Raw genomic sequence first — 17,481 nt, forward strand, 5'->3', positions numbered from 1 at the left:
AGGTGCCCCGATGACATGGTGACGTCGTGATTCATACAAGTCCTTCAACAGGTGCACCGATGCGGCGGGCATAGCTGCCCGTGACCGGATCTATGCGGGCAAAATATTCAGTACGCGGCAAGCGCGCCGCAACATCATTCGAAAGGGCGTAATACCCCTGATAGACAGTCGCCTGAGTGCGATGGTGAGCTAAAGCTGCATCCCGCAATGCAAGGTCTGCTGAACTGCCATGCACAACATGGGTGACGAGTTCGCGATTAACCACAGAAGGCGGGTACGGATCACCGATTGCAGGAACGCGCAGCCCGCTAGCTGGCGAAACGTGGCATTGCAACCAACGTCGATCTTCGCGGGCGACATCGTCAGGCACAAGAATCACATACAGGGGCGGCTGTTGCTCTGCGGGAAGACCTGCAATAGCAGCGCGTGTGGCCTCATGTACCCGGATATGGTCAGGATGCCCATAACCACCAGTAGCTTCGTACGTGATGACGGCATCAGGGGCGAGGCGAACAATGCGGGCACGGATACGCGCAGCTAGAGAGCCTAGGTCAGCACGGCACAGGGCGCGCGGATCGTTGTTTTCGTCGGTTCCTGCCATGCCAGAGTCACGGTAGCGAGCACCGCGCATAGTGAGCGGGTTTTCCCCCAAAACGTGCTCACGAGCCCCGATCGTTTTCATCGCTGCGCGCAGCTCACCGCGTCGGTATTGGCCAAGAGTGTTCTCCTGGTCTGGAGCATGGTGAGCAAGTTCAGGCGGGATGACTTCTCCCTCATCCCCCAGGGTGCAGGTGAGAACGTGAACGTCTGCTCCTTTGCCTGCGTAGTGGGCCAGGGTGACGCCGCTCCAGAGAGTTTCATCATCGGGGTGTGCGTGGATGAAGAGGAGACGGGAGCGCTCGTGCACGGTGGGTTCCGATTGGGGCTGTGACATAGTCTCACCGTAGCTGGGTTCAGCGGGAGGTCTTGCCTGAGGTAGACAGCCCGACGCAGCACCCCTTGCTGCTGACACTGCGCCGGGCATGCCGGTTGCTTACTCGGTGAGGAGTTTTTCACCTGCAGCGATGATGACGCAGGTGGTGAAGACTTCCATCGCCTGGGTTAGTTCTTCGAGGTCCGGGTAGGAGGGTGCGAGCCGTAGGTTGCTGTCCGCGGGGTCTTGTCCCCCCGGATAGGTAGCGCCAGCCGGGGTGAGCGCCACACCTACCTGCTGCGCGAGTTCAACAACACGCTTAGCGGTTCCCGGGACCACATTAACGCTGACGAAATACCCTCCGACAGGTTCGGTCCACTGGGCTACTTTGAGGGGTTTAAGGTCGCGATTAAGTGCTGCACCAACTGCCTCAAATTTGGGCGCAAGGATTTCAGCGTGCTTACGCATGTGTGCGATGACGCCCTGGCTATTTCCGAAGAAGCGGACGTGACGAAGCTGGTTAATTTTGTCCGGACCGATAGAGCGCATCGCATCACGGGCGAGGAACCATGCGATGTTGTCTTTGCTTGCCCCAAAGAACGAAACACCGCCACCAGCAAAGCTGACTTTGGAAGTAGAAGCGAACACAAAGGCTCGGTCGGGATTACCTGCTTGCTCACACGCATCCAGGATTGAAAGGACCTCGTCGTGGTTTTCGCTGAGGTGGTGGATGGCGTAGGCGTTATCCCAGTAAATCCGGAAATCGTCGGCTGCCACCTTCATGCTGGCTAAGCGGCGCACTACTTCATCGCTGTAGGTGATCCCGGTGGGGTTGGAATATTTCGGTACGCACCAAATCCCTTTAATCGTGGCGTCGGTGGCAACGAGTTTTTCGACGGCATCCATGTCAGGGCCGTCATCGTTCATGCCGACGGTGATTAGGTCAACACCAAGTTCAGCGGAGACGGCGAAGTGACGGTCGTATCCAGGAGACGGGGCTAGGAAGCGGACGCGCTGACCTGCCCATGCGGTGTCAGATCCAGGCAGGGGGTGGAAGAAACTGCTCGCCATGGCGAAGTGCATGAGCGACAGGGAAGAGTTGTCGCGGGCAACAAGCTGTTCGGTGGGCACTTGAACAAGCGGAGCGAAAATTTCGCGGAGTTCGCGCAGGCCTTTGCGCTGGCCTCCGTAGTTACGCAGGTCACCGTCTTCGCTGCCGGTGTGATCTCCAGTGCTCAACGCGGTGAGCATGCCTTCAGCGAGGTCGAGCTGTGTGGAACTAGGTTTGCCGCGTGTGACGTTAAGACCGAGATCGGTGAACTCGGCGTAGCGTTTCTTAGCATCTGCGAAAGCTGCGCCTAATGCTTCTGTGTCCACGCACTGCAAAACCGTCATGGTTCTCCCTCTGCTGATGGTGGTTCAGGAGTGTGGGGTTGTTGCTTGTCCCTTCTCCCCCGTACCGTCGTGATTTTTGTTGCGTAGCGCTGTCACGACCGGCTAATCAATTCTCGCTCAGAGATTATTCTCTCGTTTCGGCGTCGGTAAACCCTGTCTCACCAGCATGCGAGACCTCCCGCAGGTGAGATCACCACAAAATTGTGTTGTGAGGCAACCTCACCTACGGGAAAGCAGAATCAGTTCTTTTTGGATTCGCTACGAGCGCGGGCGGCGGCGCGGGCCCGGTCGCTAGCGTTAAGAACGACTTTGCGGATGCGTACGTCCTCAGGAGTCACCTCGACGCATTCGTCATCGCGGCAGAACTCGAGGGACTGTTCGAGCGACAGCTTCTTCGGCGGGATGACCTTTTCGAAGTTGTCTGCGGAGGAGGCGCGTACGTTAGTGAGCTTTTTCTCCTTGGTGATGTTGACGTCCATGTCATCGGCGCGAGAGTTCTCGCCAACGATCATGCCTTCGTACACCTCAGTACCAGGCTCAACGAAGAGCACGCCGCGTTCTTGCAGGTTGACCATGGCGTAGGCGGTGACGGCGCCGGAACGGTCGGCAACCAGGGAGCCTGCCTGCCGGGTGGAGATGGGCCCGAACCATGGTTCGTAGCGGTGGAACATGTGGTTAGCGATGCCGGTACCGCGGGTTTCGGTGAGGAATTCGGTACGGAATCCGATAAGTCCTCGGGCTGGAACAACGAACTCCATACGGACCCATCCGGTGCCGTGGTTGGTCATTTGTTCCATGCGTCCCTTGCGCGCAGCCAGAAGCTGTGTGATCGCGCCGAGGTGTTCTTCGGGAGTGTCGATGGTGAGGTGTTCGGTGGGTTCGTGGAGCTTGCCGTCGATTTCTTTCGTAACCACCTGGGGCTTGCCGACAGTGAGCTCGAATCCTTCGCGGCGCATCTGCTCTACCAGGATGGCTAGGGCCAGTTCACCTCGTCCTTGCACTTCCCAGGCGTCGGGGCGCTCGGTGGGAAGCACGTTGAGGGAGACGTTGCCGATCAGTTCACGGTCGAGGCGGTCTTTGACTAGGCGGGCGGTGACTTTGGAGCCACGTACTTTTCCTGCCAGCGGCGAAGTGTTGGTTCCAATGGTCATCGAGATAGCGGGCTCGTCAACGGTGATGAGCGGCAGCGGGCGGATGTCCTCGGGGTCGGCGAGAGTCTCACCGATCATGATGTCGGGGATACCAGCGATGGCGATGATGTCGCCAGGGCCTGCAGATTCGGCCGGTTTACGTTCGAGACCTTCGGTGACGAGTAGCTCGGTGATACGGACGTTGCTTGTGGAGCCATCTCGTCGGCACCAGGCTACGGTCTGTCCTTTTTTAATGGTGCCGCTGAAGACTCGCAGCAAAGCGATGCGGCCGAGGAAGTTACTCGAGTCCAGGTTGGTGACGTGCGCCTGCAGCGGGGCTTCCTCGTCGTAGGAGGGAGCCGGGATGCTTTCCATGATGGTTTTGAACAGCGGCTCGAGGTTTTCCGAGTCGGGCAGGGCGCCGTCAGCTGGGCGTTCGGTAGAGGCAACGCCTGCTTTTGCTGAGGCGTAGACGACGGGGAATTCCAGTTGCCTTTCGTCTCCACCGATGTCCTCGATGAGGTCCAGGAACAAGGAGGAAACCTCGTCTTCGACTTCTTCGATACGTGAGTCCGGGCGGTCAACCTTGTTGATGCACAGCACGACTGGCATCTTGGCCGCGAGCGCTTTGCGGAGCACGAAGCGGGTTTGAGGTAGGGGGCCTTCGGAAGCGTCTACGAGGAGGACGACACCGTCGACCATGGATAGGCCGCGCTCAACTTCGCCACCGAAGTCGGCGTGTCCGGGGGTGTCGATGATGTTGATGGTGACGCCGTTAGGGAATTCCGAGGCTGACTGGCCGTTGTAGTGGATCGCCGTGTTTTTGGCGAGAATGGTGATGCCTTTCTCGCGTTCGAGGTCACCGGAGTCCATCGCTCGTTCGTCGACGTGATCGTGTTCGCCGAACGCACCGCCCTGCCAGAGCATTTTGTCGACGAGGGTGGTTTTGCCGTGGTCGACGTGGGCAACAATGGCGACGTTTCGGATATCTCCGCGGGATTGCATACCCCCATCATTCCATCTGTGAGTTGCCTCGCAGGACATCACGCATGCGGTGGGGATGATTGCGCTGGTTTTTTTGGGGATGTTTTAGGGCTGGTGTAGCAGTGCTAGCAGGGTGTGGACGATGGGGATGTCGCCTGGTAGCCAGTCGAGTTCGAGGGCGTTAGTGGCGTCGACCCAGGTGAGTTGATCGTGAGAGTCGCCGGGTTCAACGCTGCTTCCGGGAGCGATGATTGCGCGGTAGACGGTCATGACGTGGCGGTCGCTGGTGCGCCAGCCGCCATTTTCGGGGCCAGTGATGGGGTCTGCAGCGATGATGAGTCCGCCGAGTTCTTCGTTGATTTCGCGGTGAAGCGCGCTGAGGGGGTCTTCAGCGGTTTCTACTTTGCCTCCGGGGAATTCCCATTTTCCGGCGAGGCTGGCTGGGTAGCTGCGGCGGGCGGCGAGGAATTTGGTGGGACGCTGCAGATCGTCGCAGATGGCGGCGCCGACGACAGGGATGGATTCCATGTCGGCATATGGTGCCATGGCTGTGTGGGCGTACTGGTGCTCTTAAGCCAGACGATCGCGGGGGCGGCGGCCCCTCCTCCGCCGCCTCCGCGATCCGCCTACCTATCGTCGCGTTGGTGGCGTTCCGAAGGGTTTTCACAAATCTGTCTGTGCAGGTGGGTGGTGCGACAATAAGGGCATGTCCTTGGCTCGTGCTGCGTGGCTTGGTGGGCGTCGTGATCGGGTTGTGGGTTCGTGATCGACGTTCTTGTTGGGTGGAGTGAGTCGCTGCCTTTCGCGGCGCTGTGGGTGGTGTTTTTTCTGGGTGGTTTGTTGCGGGGGCATGTTTTGTATGTGGTGGGGCGGGGTATTGCTTCAGGGGGTCGGCGGAGTCGTTTTCATAATGTGTTTGCGGGTCCGCGGATGGAGCGGGCTCGGTTGTTTGTGAATCGGTGGGGTGCGTTGGCGGTGGCTTTGTCGTATTTGACTGTTGGTTTTCAGTCTTTCGTGCAGGTGTCGACGGGCATGGCTGGGATGTCGGTGTGGCGTTTCACGCCTGCTGCGGTGGTGGGGTCGATGGTGTGGGCGACGATTTACACAACTATTGGTTTTACGGTGTGGCAGGTGTGGTTGCAGGCTGCGGCACGGTCTGTGTGGGGGGTGGCGGGGGTTGCTGTGGTGGGGGTGTGGCTGTTGTGGCGGTTATTGCGTCAGCGTGTTCGGTGAGGGTGGTTGTTGTTAGTTCAGGGTGCTTCCGGTCAGGGTGACTTCGGTGTCGTGTTCGATTCCGTGGTCTGTGACCCAGGCGATTTGCACGGTTGTTCCGGGGTCAAGGGATCCGACTGCGGTGGCGAGTTCTTCTGCGGATTCGATTTCTTCGTCGTCAATTTCGGTGATGAGGTCTCCAATTTTGATGCCGATTTTCGCTGCCGGTGAGTCGGGGGTGATTTCGACCACGGGGGCGCCTTCTCGTCCATGGGGGTCGCGGCCGACGCTGACGCCTAGGGCGGCTTTGCGGCCTAGGCGGATGTCACCGGATTCGTTGCCGGCTCGGATTTGGCGGATGATGTTCATGACTTCGCTCATCGGGGTGGCGTAACCGTCGACCTGGGAGCTGCGGATGCCTGCGGAGGCTGCGGTGGTCAGGCCAATGACGCGTCCGGTGGAGTCTAGGAGGGGGCCGCCGGAGTATCCGGGGACAACGTCTGCGTCGGTGCGGATGAGGTTATTGAGTCGTGAGGTGGATCCAAATACTTCGTCGGAGACGTCGATGGCTTGGTTAATTCCTGTGACTTTGCCGTCGAGTCGGGTGAGGTATCCCTGGCCGTTGCCGTTTCCGACTGCGTGGACGCTGTCACCTAGGCGTACTGCAGCTTCAGAGACGGAGACAGTTTTGAGGCCGTGGGCGTTTTTGAGTTGGAGGAGGGCGACGTCGCGGACTTTGTCTCGCCCGATGATGCTGGCGGTGTAGGTCTTGTCGGTGTCGGGGATGGTGACTTGGACGGTTTCGGAGCCTTCGACGACGTGATAGTTGGTGACGACTTGACCTTCGGAGGTGAGGACCATGCCGGTTCCCATGCCTTCGCCTTGGCTTTGTCGGGTGTCGATGAGGGTGACTCCGGGTGCGTTTTCCAGGCGGGTTCCTCGGTCGAGTTGTGAGGAGGCTCCGTAGGTTCCGGGGGCGCCTCGCCGGTGAGGGTTGGTGCCGCCGGGGGGCATTTCGAGTAGGTCTGAGTCTTGGCCTAGGCCGATGCCATATGGGTGAGATCCGAGGTCGGGGTTGGGGTGGGCGTTGTCTAGTTGATGGGCGCTGTGGGAGGCGATTTGTGCGGCGCCAGCAACCCCGACGACGGTAAGGGCTCCGGCGACGATTCCTACGGTGCCTCGGTGTCGGTCGAGGAATGTTTTCCTTCTTCTTCTGCGCGTTCTCAACGCGACCTCCTGATCTGGTGTCCCACCGGTGCACGCCGAGGCGACGTAACTCATCCACATCTACAGCTGATTGATGGATTCCAGTGACAAATTTAGGAATACTCGACAGCCGTACATGTTCTCGTGCCTGGGATTGTCACCCGTGCCAGTATTGCTGGACACGGGCGTGGAGTCGAGGTTCGGAGGGCTTGTATGGGCGGCAATTCTGCACAGGAGCGGATGGGGTTGCCGCTGGTGACGTTGTTTGCGTTTTCGGGTGCGGGTGCAAAGCGGATTGGTCCGGCGGTGGCTGGGGAGTTGGGGGTGCCCTGGGTTTGCCAGATGCCAGACGAGGATGGTGAGCAGGAGCTTGCTCAGCCGAGTTCGGGGCTACGTCACCTTCGTGAGGTGTTTACGCGGGCGGCGGGGCCTTTGTCGGTGGAATCGATGCATGAGCAGGCGGCGCAGCAGCAGGATTGGCTGTCAGGTCAGGTGTGTGCGGGTGCGGTGGTGTTGGGGTATAATGCAACGTTCATTTGTCGGGATGTGCCTGGTGCGTTGCATGTGAAAGTGGTTGCTCCGTGGGAGGACAGGATCGATCGTTTGGTTGCTACGCATACGATTCCGCGGGATCTTGCGCAGGAGCGCGCTGCTCGGCGGGATCGGTTGGGTGTGGAGATGGCTCAGGGGATGTGGGGGTGGGATCCGCGCCAGGACGAACATTTTGATGTGGTTTTGAATAGCTCTTCGTTGGGGGTGGATGGGTGTGTGGAGATTATCGTCACGTTGGCGCGTGTGCGGGCAGCCCAGTGTGAGGCTGATGGGGCTTAGGTGCCAGGTTTGTCGTTGTTTTTTACCTGGCGTGACTGCTGTTCAGTGCCGCTGCCGGTAACGGCGGGGTCGATGCGGGGAAGGACACCGGTGTCAAGGTCATCGATGTCCATGGCTGGTTCTTCGGCGTGGTCGATACGTCGGACGAGGTTCGGGCCGACGCGCACAAGCCCCCCTAGGGTGAGAGAGGCTGCGCTGGGCAGAATCCAGTTGCGGCGTTGGGCTAGTAGCCCTAGCACGGTGCAGCCCACGATTGAGATGACCATGCCGATGCGGTAGTGCCCTGCCTGGAGCATGAGCGTCATTTGGAAGGCGGAAACCACGGCCAGGCTGGCGTAGAGGGGATTTCCACCGAAAACGCTGGGGACTTGGTTGACCAGGACATCACGGAACATGCCGCCAAATACTGCGGTGATTACGCCGAGCATGATGCAGGGAAGTAGGTCCAGACCAGCTGCGGCGGCTTTGGCTGCTCCTGTGGCTGACCAGCATCCCAACGCGACCATGTCTCCTGCAGCGAGCAGTATTTTCCATCGGCCGTCGAGTTCGAGCACGAACGCTAGCAGTGCTGCCACGACTGCGCTGCTCATGTACCAGGGGTCGGTGACAGCTACGGGAAAAGTGGTTCCGAGGATGACGTCGCGCAGGATGCCGCCAGCCATGGCGGTGGTGATGGCCAACACCACGAATCCGATGATGTCAAACCCTTTAGAGCGGGCTACGGCTCCGCCGATGAGTGCGTTCGCGAAGATCCCGATAACGTCGGCGGCGCGGAAGAACCGTTCGGGTTCGAGGAGGTAGTCCATCGCTGTGTTCCTTCACCATGAAAGCTTTCAGGTCCTCCCCTCAGAGTGCGAGGACCTGGAAATTATTGCTTCATGAGTGGAGCGCTGGGGTGTCTGTGGTTGGTGGCGGGAAGTTAGTGCGAGTTTTCGTCGCCTTCTCCTTGAGCGGGTTGGTGGGTGTCTTTACCTCCGGCTACGGCGGGGGTGGTTTCGTCTGGGGGTTCACCTGGTGCGGTGTGTTCTGCGATGACTTTTGGGGTTTTGTCGGTGTCGCTCATACAGCCCACATTAGGAGTGGGTTGGTGGGTTGCTTGTCTTTTCGGGTTTGTGCCGTGGGTGGGTTTTGTGGCCGGGGTTCTGGAAGTGAAGAGGTACGGCCTAGCCTCGGGGGATGGCAAAGATTACGTTTCCGAGTGATTGGTGGCGGCGGCACAACAGCTCGGATCTGTTGTATGAGTTGCGGCTGAGGTTTGTCTCTGGGGCTGAGTGCGCAGCAGTGTGGAAGGTGCTTGAGAAGGAACACACGGTGGGTGAGACGGGGTCTGTGCTCATTGGTGGTGCAGCGATACAGCACCTTGGTGTGAGTGAAGGTGGCAATGCAGCTGAGGTTCTCATCATTAGTGGCGGTGAGGACGCCTTGGATTCTCTTGGTTACGCCATTGAAGATTTAGAGGAGGCGGTAAGTAAGGCTGGGGCTGCGATGCCAGAGGTTGTTGACCATGTGCGTTCGTTGGAACGTGGCTAGTGCAGCTGTTGTAGGACTGTGATGTCAGTGGGCCTCACCTGTAGCGTCGGGGGGTGAGGCCCACTGGAGGTTGCTGAGGTGTTTGTGTTAGCGGGTGAGTGCGTCGATAGCGCGTATGTCTACTTCGCCGGCGCGAGGTGCAGTGAGGTCGAGACTGACCATTGTGCCGCGGCGGGCTGCGGCGGGGAGCATGACGCGGGCGGTCTGGACGTAGTACTCGCCGGATCCGTTGGGGTGGGGCCATTCGCGTAGTGCGTTGTATTGCTTTCCGAGGTTGACGGTGTATCGGCGGCCGTCGCTCATCCTGACTGTCAGGCGCATGGGGGTGTAGCCGAGTTTGTCTTTGCGGTCACGGGTTGGGTTCAAGTGCAGAGCGATCATCTGCGGGTCTTTCGCTGTGAGTGCTACTCGTGCGCCGGTGGTGGGGCCGAGTTTGACGCGGGTCATGAAGGAGTCCGAGATGATGATTCCGTCGTCGACGTCGGGGCATCGGTAGGGATATGGGCTGGGATCCATGCGTGAGAAGTTGCGGCAGGTTCGCACGGATGCGCCTTTGCCCAGGGGGTGGCCCATTTTCCTTGGTTGGAGATGCGGCGTACGACAGTGCCTGGGGTTGCTACGAGGTAGCGGGCGGGGATGCCGATGAGCCCGTTGGGTAGTGGCTCGGTGGCTTTCATGGGGAATACGTGTTTGTCTCGAACGGTCTGGTCGAGCCAGCCACGGGTGGCTGCTAGGAGAAGTTTTTCGTGGTCGGCTGCGGTGGGGCCGTTGTCGACGCCGTTACGGTCGTCGAGGTGACGGCGGGATAGTTCGCGGTTGATGTAGCTGTGTCCGTAGTCGGTGACTTCGACGTGGAATGCCGGGGCGGTGCGGCGCTGGCCGATGAGTTCGGTCATCCATTGCGATCCGTCGTGGTCGACGTCACCGTCGGCGGTGCCAGCGATGTCGAGGAAGGGGATGTCGGCGGGGAAAGGCACGGGAGGTTCGTCTGTGGATGGTGTGTTTTGCCACGCGCCGTAGGCGAGGATTTGTTTGATGGGGGTGGGTGATTTGCGCCATGCGTTCACGGTGGTGTTGACCATGTATGCCGAGCGTGAGTGGACCATCAGTGTGGTGTCACGGCCGTCAATCATTCCGGTTAGTCCGGTTCCCCAGGCAGAGCGTTTTCCTGCGTTGGCGGAGAGCATGTGTGCTCGCAGCATTTCTGTTGTGCGCAGCCATGCTGCTTTTTGGTCGTAGGGTTTTTCGGTGTCTTGGGGTGAGTAAATCGGTGCGAGGTCTGGAATGAGCATGGAGTAGCCGCGGGCGGCGAGCGCTTCTCCAAGCCAGGCCATTCCGCGGTCGTACCGGATTTCTTGGATGCCTTTGGGGCAGGGGTAGGTCAGTGCTTTGTTGGCGCAGCCTGGCATGCGTAGGTGTCCGAAGACGATGAGTGGCGCGTGGGCTTTTGGTTTGCGGGGTGTGATGAGGGTTCCGCGTACTGGTGCGCGGAAGCGTTGTGGTGCGGTTTTGGGGCCGAGGTTGATGTCGCCGAGGTCGGCTTCTCGGATTGTGGCTGTCCTGGTGGTGCGGATTTTCAGTGGTGCTTTTTTGCGGTTGAGGGGTGAGTGGGGCTCTTCGCTAGTGGGTTTTGCTGCTGGTGTGGGGGGCGGCGTGGGCGTTGGTGGGGGCAGTGATGCTGGCTGCGGCGATCATGGCCGCGGCGATGGTGAGTGTGAGAGAACGGCGAGCCATGGGGTGCCTTCGGGTAGGTGGGTGAGGTTTTGTCACCGTAGCTCTGGTGTTCTGTTCGGGCTATGCGACGCGCGTTGTTCTCAGACACAAGGTGTTCATCTTGTATCTGGGGTGGTGCGGCGTTCTCGTTTTGTCATGATGAGGTCGAATGTGCCTAGTGCGGTGGCGGCCAGGGTGGTGCAGGCGGTGGCGGCCATTCCGATCGCTAGGCCTTGGTCCCAGCCGTTGCTGGTGGCGGTGTGGAATGCGATGGTTGTGATGACGGCGATGCCGATTGCGGTGCCGATGCGTTGTCCGGTTTGGAGGACTCCGCCGGCGCTGCCGGCGTATTGCACGGGGACGTCGGCCAGGGTGAGGGTTTGGTTGGGGGAAATGACCATTCCTTGTCCTAGCCCGAGGAAGCTGAGGGTCAGGAGCATCCACCATTCGCTGACGCCGTGTTTGTGTAGTAGTGCTACGGCGCCGGTAGTTAGCAGTGCGATGAGGACGATGCCTAGTCCCCATAGGACGAGGGGGCGTCCGATTCGTACTACGTGTTTGCCGGCGATGGGTGCGGTGATGGCTGCGGCGATGGCTGAGGGTAGGCCGATGATGCCGCTGGCGAATGCGCTGTGGCCAAGGCCTGCTTGCATGTATTGGGCGATAATGAGCCACACGCTGGTGGAGCCGAAGAAATAGACGGCGATGAGCATTGCTCCGTTGGCGAATGATCGGGTGGTGAATAGGTCAAGGTCGACCATGGGTTGGTGGCCGCGGCGGCGGTAGTTGGTTTCCCACCGTAGCCATGCGGCGACGAGGGCTATTCCAATGGCAAGGATTATCCAGATGGCTGGGCCTACTAGCGCTGCTTCCATGAAGGGGACCATGATGCAGGTGGTGGCTAGGGCGAGCAGGATCATGCCGATGGGGTCGAAGTCGGCTTTTTCCTTGGTGGCTGTGGGGTGGTTGTCGGGGTGGGCTGCCCAGGCTGTTGGGGGTAGGAGTTTGCGTGCGGCGATGGCTCCTGCGATGGCGATGGGGACGTTGACGAGGAATGCGCATCGCCATCCTGCGGCGGGGCCGAGCAGGGCGATGAGGGTGCCGCCGAGGACGGGGCCGATGGCGACGGATACGCCGATGATGCCGCCGAAGGCGCCGAAGGCGCGGCCTCGGGCGTGGCCGTTGAAGTATTGCTGGATCATGCCTGTGACTTGTGGGTTGAGTAGGCCAGAGCCGATGCCCATGACTACTCGGGCCAGGTTGAGCATGATGATGTTGGGGGCTAGTCCTGATAGGAGGGATCCGAGACCGAAGATGACTAGTCCGGTGGTGAAGAGTTTGCCTCGTCCCCATACGTCTCCTGCTCTGCCTGCGGGGACCAGGAGGACTCCGAAGACGAGTGCGTATCCGGATATGACCCATTGCAGTCCGGAGGTGCCGGTGTGTAGTGAGCCGGAGATGGCTGGAAGGGTGACGTTGATGATCGACACGCTAAGCAGAGACATGAATGCCGGTATGAGCAGTATGGCGAGGACGTGTTTTTGTTCGTTGCTGAATGTGTCGTGCGTCCTCTGTGTCATGACACCTCGCGTTCGGTGGGGTGGATTGGTGTGTTGTTTGTTTGTACGTGGTGATGCGTTCGGGCACCGCAACGACGCGCGGGTGGTGTTCATTCCCGTGTGGTGGGTATGGGTGGGTATTTAGCGTGGGGGTATGACTGAGTGGTCGGTAGGTGGGGTGTGGGGTGGTTCGGGTGATGTGGGTACGCGAGCGTTGGCCGTGTTGTCGCAGGTTTTTGGGTATTCGTCGTTTCGGGGTGAGCAGGCGCGGATTGTTGAGCATGTGACGCGTGGTGGTGATGCGGTGGTGTTGATGCCTACTGGTGGGGGTAAGTCGCTGTGTTATCAGATTCCGGCGTTGTTGCGGCGGGGTACGGCAGTGGTGGTTTCTCCGTTGATTGCGTTGATGGCTGATCAGGTTGCGGCGCTTGAGGCTGTGGGGGTTCGAGCTGCTTTTTTGAATTCGAGTCTTGATGCGGCTGCGGAGCAGCGGGTGGAGCGGTTGTTGCTTACGGGGCAGCTTGATGTGGTGTATATGGCTCCGGAGCGTCTTGTGCTCGGGCGTACGCGGCAGTTGTTGCGGCGTGTGAATGTGGCGTTGTTTGCGATTGATGAGGCGCATTGTGTTTCGCAGTGGGGTCATGATTTCCGCCCAGACTATTTGGGGCTTTCGGTGCTTGCGGAAGAGTTTGCGGGTGTGCCGAGGGTGGCGTTGACTGCTACTGCGACGCAGGCCACGCATCGTGAGATCACGGAGAATCTTGGGTTGCGTGGGGCTGCGCATTTTGTTTCGAGTTTTGATCGGCCCAATATTCAGTACCGCATTGAGGAGAAAGATCACCCTCGGGAGCAGTTGTTGCGTTTGATTACGCAGGAGCATGCGGGTGAGGCGGGGATTGTTTACTGCTTGTCGCGTAAGAGTGTGGAGAAGACGGCGGCTTGGCTGGTTGGGCAGGGGGTGGCTGCGGTTCCTTATCATGCGGGGCTTGATGCGGGGGTTCGGCAGCATCATCAGGAGCGTTTTCTGCGTGAGGAAGGTCTTGTTGTTGTAGCGACGATTGCGTTTGGGATGGGGATCGATAAGCCGGATGTGCGCTTTGTTGCGCATCTTGATTTACCGAAGTCTGTGGAGGGGTATTACCAGGAGACGGGGCGGGCTGGGCGTGATGGGCTTCCTGCGACGGCGTGGATGGCTTATGGGTTGGCTGATGTGGTGAATCAGCGTCGGTTAATTGATGCCGGTGATGGTGATGAGCGGTTTAAGCAGGCGGCGCGGGTTCGTATGGATGCGATGCTGGCGTTGTGTGAGTCGGTGACGTGTCGGCGGGTGGAGTTGTTGCGTTATTTCGGGCAGGAGTCGGGTCCGTGTGGCAACTGTGATGTGTGTTTTTCGCCGCCTAAGACGTGGGATGCCACGGTTGCTGCTCAGAAGTTGTTGTCGGCGATTATTCGGTTGGATCGGGAGCGTGATCAGCGTTTTGGTGCTGGTCAGGTGATTGATGTGCTGATGGGGAGGCAGTCGGATCGTTCGCGTGTTTCGCGTCATGATCAGTTGAGTGTGTGGGGTGTGGGGGCTGATATGTCGCAGCGTCAGTGGCGTTCGGTGGTGGGTCAGTTGGTGGCGCGGCGGGTGGTGGAGGCGGTGGGTGATTATGGGGTTTTGGTGCCGGGTGAGGGTGCTTCTGCGGTATTGCGGGGTGAGGTGGCGGTGAAGTTAGCGGTGGGTCGGGTGCCGGTTAAGCGTGCGCGGGTGGATTCTGGTGGTGGGCGTTCTGGTGCGGCGGCGGGTGCGTTGCAGGGCGCGGATCAGGAGTTGTTTGAGCAGTTGCGGCAGTGGCGTTTGTCGGTGGCGCGTGAGCGTGGTGTGGCTCCATTTATGGTGTTTTCGGATGCCACTCTGGTGGGGATTGTTCAGGCGGGGCCGACCTCGAAGACGCAGTTGGCGTCGGTGAGTGGGGTGGGGGTCAAAAAGCTAGCTGATTATGGGGATGCCGTGCTTGAGGTTGTGGCGGGGTGTAGGCGGTGAGGGGTCGGATGGTTAGTTTCCGTGGATGATGGCGGTGACGTGTCCATCGAGGCCGATGAAGATACGCCAGCCGGGGTATTCCTTGCCGGTTGAGCGGGATTTTTCGGCTTCGGCGGCAGTGATGAGGCCGGCACGGATGGCTTCATTCCAGGCGTCTGTGTCTTTGTGTCCGTTTGTGGAGGCAACGCGAGGCCATACGTAGTCGTTGCCGTCGCGGGTGGGGGTGGTCATGGTGAAGGCGCGGGCGAGGGCTTTGTAGCGTCCGTCACGGATGGGGGTGGTCCAGAAGGGTGCGGGTTTGTTTAGGGAGAAGGTTAGGCGGGTGTGGTCTTTGATGGTGCGGGTGATGAGGTTTTTGGTGTCGCAGTTAACGAGGTCGGTGAGCATGGCCCGGGCTGTGTTGAGGGATTCGGCGTCGATGTCTGGGCGGGTTTGAACTCTGCCGGGGGCGTTGGCGGCCGAGCATCGGGTGGTTGTGGTTTCAGGGGTGGGGGGCGGGGTTGCGGCGGCTGCGCCGTGGAGGGCTGACATGGTGATGACGGCTGCTGCCGTTATTGCTGCGATCCCGCGGACGATCATGTCGTGTTCCTTGTGTCTGGAAACCCTCTCGGTCCAGCGGTTCGCGGGACCGTGCCTGGAGGTTTAAGTCTACGGTGGCTAGAGGTGCCGCATTACTGAGAGTGAGACGTCGATTATTGGGTCTGCGGCTGAAAAGGAGCAAGTGTGATGTCGAGTCGGTGCGTTGTTGTTGGTGGTGGGCCGGTGGGTCTTGCTACGGCGTTGTTGTTGGCTCAGGCCGGGCATGCGGTGACGGTGTATGAGGGTGAGGAGGAGTTTCCACTTTCGGATGCTAATAGCTATCCGATTGGGGTGAATCCGCGAGGTCAGGAAACTTTGCGGCGGATTTCTCCGGCACTTTTGGAGCGGGTGCAGCGGGGTAGCAAGGTTGTTGCAGGGTGGCATGTGTTTGCGGGGCGCCGTCAGGTGGCGCAGTTGCGTAGTGGCCGGGTTCTGTCTACGACCAGAGCGTTTGTGAATCGGGTTTTGTTGGAGCAGGCAGGTGCGTGTGCGGGTATTGAGGTGGTGACGGGGCATCGTTTGGTTGGGGTTGATGTTGTGTCGAGAAGGTTGAGTTTTTCGACGATTTCTGGGGTGGTAGAGGTGGATGCTGCGCAGGCGAGGGTGTTTGCTGCTGATGGTGTTCGTTCGGTGGCGCGGGAGGCATTGAGTGAACAGGTTGAGGGGTTTTCGCCTCGGGTTGAGCCGTGGGGTGTTCGGTTTCGGGTGTTGTTTTCGCAGGTGGGGGCGCAGGCTGCGGGGGTGGACCCATCGTTTCATTACGTGTTTGGCGCTAAGGGGGTGTATGCGGCTGCGTTGTCGACGGGTGTGTGGTGTGTGTCTTTGACGTGCGTGGAGGGCAGTCCGGATGAGGGGTTGCTTATGGCTGAGGAGGCGAGTGCAGAGAATGTGGCGGCGTTGCGGAGGTTTGTGGCTGAGCATGCTCCGCAGGTTGCTCCGTTGCTGGTAGAGCAGGATTACGTGGATTTCTTTTCGCGGCGTTCGTTTTCGGGCGCAGTGGTGAGGTGTTCTCGGGTGCACGAGGGCGAGTGGCTGGTGTTGTTGGGTGATGCTGCCCATGGGGTGATTCCTCCGACGGGTGAGGGGATCAACGCTGGTTTGGAGGATGCATTGAAGGTGACGGAGGTGTTGGGGCGCGGCTCAGTGGAAGCATTTGCGCAGTACAACGCGGCTCGGGTGCCGGATTTGGAGGCGTTAGGGGTGTATGCGTCGGTGTTGGCGGAGAATGTGCGTTCGTCGGATCCGGTGGCTCGGGTCAGTGGTGTGGTGATGCGGGTGTTGGGTCAGGTGCAGAGTGTGTGTGGTTTTCGCGGTAGTCAGGTGGAGCAGCGTTTGTTTGGTCCGGGTGCTGGCGTGGCTCCGTATCGTGAAGTGATTGGGCCGTGGATTGCGCATCGGGAGAGGTACTACCCGCGGGTTTATCGGCTGGTGGAGTGGCTGCATCGGGTGTTGCGGCGCGAAGCGCGGGGGTAGGGGTTTGGTGAGCAGTTTTGCGTGGAGGTGTCCCCCATGCTTACGTGAGCATGGGGGACACCTTTGTTGTGTGATTTTCATCGGTTAGATGCCGGACTTTTCTTTAATCCAGGAGCGGTAGGCGGAAACGTTCACTACATCCATGTCTTCGATGCCTTCACGAAGCGGTCCTGTGGACAGGACACCGGCGACGACACCATCAATTTTTACTGGGCCGCCAGAGTCGCCAGCGCCAGCAACTCCGGTTCCTTTAACGAAGTTGATGACTTTTCCGTCTTCGGTGACGGATTCGCTTCGTACTTTGATTTTGGCGGAGTAGAGACCGTCAGATGGTGTTTCTTTAACGATGTCGCGGACACCGAATCCGAGGAGTGTCGCTTCCTGTCCTTTTTTAACTTTCAGGTTTTCAGCGAGTTTTTCGTAGGAGTTAATTTTTATTGGCGAGGCAAGGTGGATCAGAGCAATGTCGGCATCTTTGTGTTGAAAGATTTTTTCTGCCTTGATTGCTGGTCCGGGGTTTGCCCTAGTGTTGGTGTGATAGGTGTGGATACCATCGAGGCTTTTTGCTTCACTGACGCAGTGTTTAGCAGTGAGGACCCAGCGGTCACCAATGAGGCTACCTGTGCATCCCCAGTCTCCACCTTTTTTGAGGTAGATGTTCAACAGGACTGTTGAGTCAGATTTTGCTTTTTCTCCCCCGATGATCGCATGCGCGGCGCTGGGGTTCGCGAGGGGCGCAAGGAGGGTTGCGCCGAGGATCAGGGCTGCTGCTGCAGAGATTTTTTTACGAGAAGCACGCATTTTCTTCTTCATCACCTTTTTGTTGCATCGTAGATTGAGGCGCGCGAAATCAACGTCGTTTTCTGCGCACTTTGGATGCTTTTCAAAAATCACCAGCGTCCCTCTGGATTTTCGAAAAGCAGGGTTTCA

At 59.3% G+C, this 17,481-nt stretch carries 17 protein-coding genes; 5 read left to right on the forward strand and 12 right to left on the reverse strand.

Annotation, left to right across the window (positions count from 1 at the left end; all coding sequences use genetic code 11):
• Positions 1 to 31 precede the first annotated feature (31 nt).
• The 4 genes from DXZ77_RS06345 to DXZ77_RS06360 all read right to left on the reverse strand — a co-directional run bounded on the left by DXZ77_RS06345 (position 32) and on the right by DXZ77_RS06360 (position 4,950).
• A complete protein-coding gene (locus DXZ77_RS06345) occupies positions 32 to 934 on the reverse strand; it encodes a PIG-L family deacetylase (protein ID WP_115030797.1) in 903 nt (300 codons plus the stop codon).
• A 99-nt stretch (positions 935 to 1,033) separates the two neighbouring features.
• Positions 1,034 to 2,308 carry an aspartate aminotransferase type Ic gene (locus DXZ77_RS06350; protein ID WP_115030800.1) on the reverse strand — a complete coding sequence of 425 codons (1,275 nt, stop codon included), beginning with the start codon at positions 2,306 to 2,308 and terminating at the stop codon, positions 1,034 to 1,036.
• 239 nt (positions 2,309 to 2,547) lie between these two features.
• A complete protein-coding gene (gene typA / locus DXZ77_RS06355) occupies positions 2,548 to 4,443 on the reverse strand; it encodes a translational GTPase TypA (protein ID WP_115030802.1) in 1,896 nt (631 codons plus the stop codon).
• Between the two features lie 84 nt (positions 4,444 to 4,527).
• Positions 4,528 to 4,950 (reverse strand): (deoxy)nucleoside triphosphate pyrophosphohydrolase, encoded by a 423-nt coding sequence (locus DXZ77_RS06360; RefSeq protein WP_115032679.1) that lies wholly within the window; start codon positions 4,948 to 4,950, stop codon positions 4,528 to 4,530.
• A 234-nt stretch (positions 4,951 to 5,184) separates the two neighbouring features.
• Here DXZ77_RS06360 and DXZ77_RS06365 point away from each other — a divergent pair, with 234 nt between their 5' ends.
• Positions 5,185 to 5,655 carry a DedA family protein gene (locus tag DXZ77_RS06365; RefSeq protein WP_115030804.1) on the forward strand — a complete coding sequence of 157 codons (471 nt, stop codon included), beginning with the start codon at positions 5,185 to 5,187 and terminating at the stop codon, positions 5,653 to 5,655.
• 12 nt (positions 5,656 to 5,667) lie between these two features.
• Here DXZ77_RS06365 and DXZ77_RS06370 read toward each other — a convergent pair whose 3' ends face one another.
• Positions 5,668 to 6,861: a S1C family serine protease gene (locus DXZ77_RS06370; protein WP_181816054.1), complete on the reverse strand. Its 1,194-nt coding sequence runs from the start codon at positions 6,859 to 6,861 to the stop codon at positions 5,668 to 5,670.
• 192 nt (positions 6,862 to 7,053) lie between these two features.
• On the opposite strand from DXZ77_RS06370, the gene DXZ77_RS06375 reads away from it, so the two are divergent.
• Complete coding sequence (locus DXZ77_RS06375) at positions 7,054 to 7,671, forward strand: cytidylate kinase-like family protein (RefSeq protein ID WP_115030807.1); 618 nt, start codon at positions 7,054 to 7,056, stop codon at positions 7,669 to 7,671.
• Here DXZ77_RS06375 and DXZ77_RS06380 read toward each other — a convergent pair.
• Positions 7,668 to 8,477 (reverse strand): trimeric intracellular cation channel family protein, encoded by an 810-nt coding sequence (locus tag DXZ77_RS06380; protein WP_115030809.1) that lies wholly within the window; start codon positions 8,475 to 8,477, stop codon positions 7,668 to 7,670. The two genes, DXZ77_RS06375 and DXZ77_RS06380, sit on opposite strands and share 4 nt — an antisense overlap.
• 113 nt (positions 8,478 to 8,590) lie before the next feature.
• Positions 8,591 to 8,734 carry a hypothetical protein gene (locus tag DXZ77_RS12040; RefSeq protein WP_181816055.1) on the reverse strand — a complete coding sequence of 48 codons (144 nt, stop codon included), beginning with the start codon at positions 8,732 to 8,734 and terminating at the stop codon, positions 8,591 to 8,593.
• A 113-nt stretch (positions 8,735 to 8,847) separates the two neighbouring features.
• Between DXZ77_RS12040 and DXZ77_RS06385 the strand changes: the two genes are divergently transcribed.
• Positions 8,848 to 9,201 carry an XRE family transcriptional regulator gene (locus DXZ77_RS06385; protein ID WP_115030849.1) on the forward strand — a complete coding sequence of 118 codons (354 nt, stop codon included), beginning with the start codon at positions 8,848 to 8,850 and terminating at the stop codon, positions 9,199 to 9,201.
• 87 nt (positions 9,202 to 9,288) lie between these two features.
• Here the strand turns inward: DXZ77_RS06385 and DXZ77_RS06390 are convergent, their stop codons facing one another.
• From DXZ77_RS06390 to DXZ77_RS06400, 3 genes are all read right to left on the reverse strand, one after another.
• Complete coding sequence (locus DXZ77_RS06390; RefSeq protein WP_147279210.1) at positions 9,289 to 9,717, reverse strand: hypothetical protein; 429 nt, start codon at positions 9,715 to 9,717, stop codon at positions 9,289 to 9,291.
• Entirely contained in the window at positions 9,645 to 10,610 is a 966-nt protein-coding gene (locus tag DXZ77_RS06395; protein ID WP_115030853.1) for a hypothetical protein, read from the reverse strand. Before DXZ77_RS06395 ends, DXZ77_RS06390 begins: the two co-directional genes overlap by 73 nt.
• Positions 10,611 to 11,030: 420 nt before the next feature.
• Positions 11,031 to 12,494 (reverse strand): MFS transporter, encoded by a 1,464-nt coding sequence (locus tag DXZ77_RS06400; RefSeq protein WP_115030855.1) that lies wholly within the window; start codon positions 12,492 to 12,494, stop codon positions 11,031 to 11,033.
• A 133-nt stretch (positions 12,495 to 12,627) separates the two neighbouring features.
• Between DXZ77_RS06400 and recQ the strand changes: the two genes are divergently transcribed.
• The gene (gene recQ / locus DXZ77_RS06405) at positions 12,628 to 14,499 is read left to right on the forward strand and encodes a DNA helicase RecQ (protein WP_115030857.1); all 1,872 of its coding nucleotides are present in this window, start codon (positions 12,628 to 12,630) and stop codon (positions 14,497 to 14,499) included.
• Positions 14,500 to 14,511: 12 nt separating this feature from the next.
• On the opposite strand, the gene DXZ77_RS06410 is transcribed toward recQ, so the two are convergent.
• On the reverse strand, positions 14,512 to 15,078 hold the full coding sequence (locus DXZ77_RS06410; protein WP_115030860.1) for a hypothetical protein: 567 nt from the start codon (positions 15,076 to 15,078) through the stop codon (positions 14,512 to 14,514).
• 147 nt (positions 15,079 to 15,225) lie between these two features.
• On the opposite strand from DXZ77_RS06410, the gene DXZ77_RS06415 reads away from it, so the two are divergent.
• Positions 15,226 to 16,551, forward strand: coding sequence for an FAD-dependent oxidoreductase (locus tag DXZ77_RS06415; RefSeq protein ID WP_115032681.1), 1,326 nt, complete (start codon positions 15,226 to 15,228; stop codon positions 16,549 to 16,551).
• Positions 16,552 to 16,635: 84 nt separating this feature from the next.
• Here DXZ77_RS06415 and DXZ77_RS06420 read toward each other — a convergent pair whose 3' ends face one another.
• Positions 16,636 to 17,364, reverse strand: a complete 729-nt coding sequence (locus DXZ77_RS06420; RefSeq protein WP_147279211.1) for a S1 family peptidase — start codon at positions 17,362 to 17,364, stop codon at positions 16,636 to 16,638.
• Positions 17,365 to 17,481 lie beyond the last annotated feature (117 nt).

It is taken from the genome of Dermatophilus congolensis (assembly GCF_900447215.1).
Lineage (GTDB): Bacteria > Actinomycetota > Actinomycetes > Actinomycetales > Dermatophilaceae > Dermatophilus > Dermatophilus congolensis_A.

Excerpts from the sequence above, each read along its gene's own strand:
- DXZ77_RS06390 (WP_147279210.1), bottom strand. The coding sequence starts at position 9,717 with ATGGATCCCAGCCCATATCCCTACCGATGCCCCGACGTCGACGACGGA.
- DXZ77_RS06410 (WP_115030860.1), bottom strand. The coding sequence starts at position 15,078 with ATGATCGTCCGCGGGATCGCAGCAATAACGGCAGCAGCCGTCATCACC.
- DXZ77_RS12040 (WP_181816055.1), bottom strand. The coding sequence starts at position 8,734 with ATGAGCGACACCGACAAAACCCCAAAAGTCATCGCAGAACACACCGCA.
- DXZ77_RS06385 (WP_115030849.1), top strand. The coding sequence starts at position 8,848 with ATGGCAAAGATTACGTTTCCGAGTGATTGGTGGCGGCGGCACAACAGC.
- DXZ77_RS06420 (WP_147279211.1), bottom strand. The coding sequence starts at position 17,364 with ATGAAGAAGAAAATGCGTGCTTCTCGTAAAAAAATCTCTGCAGCAGCA.
- recQ (WP_115030857.1), top strand. The coding sequence starts at position 12,628 with ATGACTGAGTGGTCGGTAGGTGGGGTGTGGGGTGGTTCGGGTGATGTG.
- DXZ77_RS06375 (WP_115030807.1), top strand. The coding sequence starts at position 7,054 with ATGGGCGGCAATTCTGCACAGGAGCGGATGGGGTTGCCGCTGGTGACG.
- DXZ77_RS06380 (WP_115030809.1), bottom strand. The coding sequence starts at position 8,477 with ATGGACTACCTCCTCGAACCCGAACGGTTCTTCCGCGCCGCCGACGTT.
- DXZ77_RS06345 (WP_115030797.1), bottom strand. The coding sequence starts at position 934 with ATGTCACAGCCCCAATCGGAACCCACCGTGCACGAGCGCTCCCGTCTC.
- DXZ77_RS06400 (WP_115030855.1), bottom strand. The coding sequence starts at position 12,494 with ATGACACAGAGGACGCACGACACATTCAGCAACGAACAAAAACACGTC.
- DXZ77_RS06350 (WP_115030800.1), bottom strand. The coding sequence starts at position 2,308 with ATGACGGTTTTGCAGTGCGTGGACACAGAAGCATTAGGCGCAGCTTTC.
- DXZ77_RS06395 (WP_115030853.1), bottom strand. The coding sequence starts at position 10,610 with ATGCCAGGCTGCGCCAACAAAGCACTGACCTACCCCTGCCCCAAAGGC.
- typA (WP_115030802.1), bottom strand. The coding sequence starts at position 4,443 with ATGCAATCCCGCGGAGATATCCGAAACGTCGCCATTGTTGCCCACGTC.
- DXZ77_RS06360 (WP_115032679.1), bottom strand. The coding sequence starts at position 4,950 with ATGGAATCCATCCCTGTCGTCGGCGCCGCCATCTGCGACGATCTGCAG.
- DXZ77_RS06415 (WP_115032681.1), top strand. The coding sequence starts at position 15,226 with ATGTCGAGTCGGTGCGTTGTTGTTGGTGGTGGGCCGGTGGGTCTTGCT.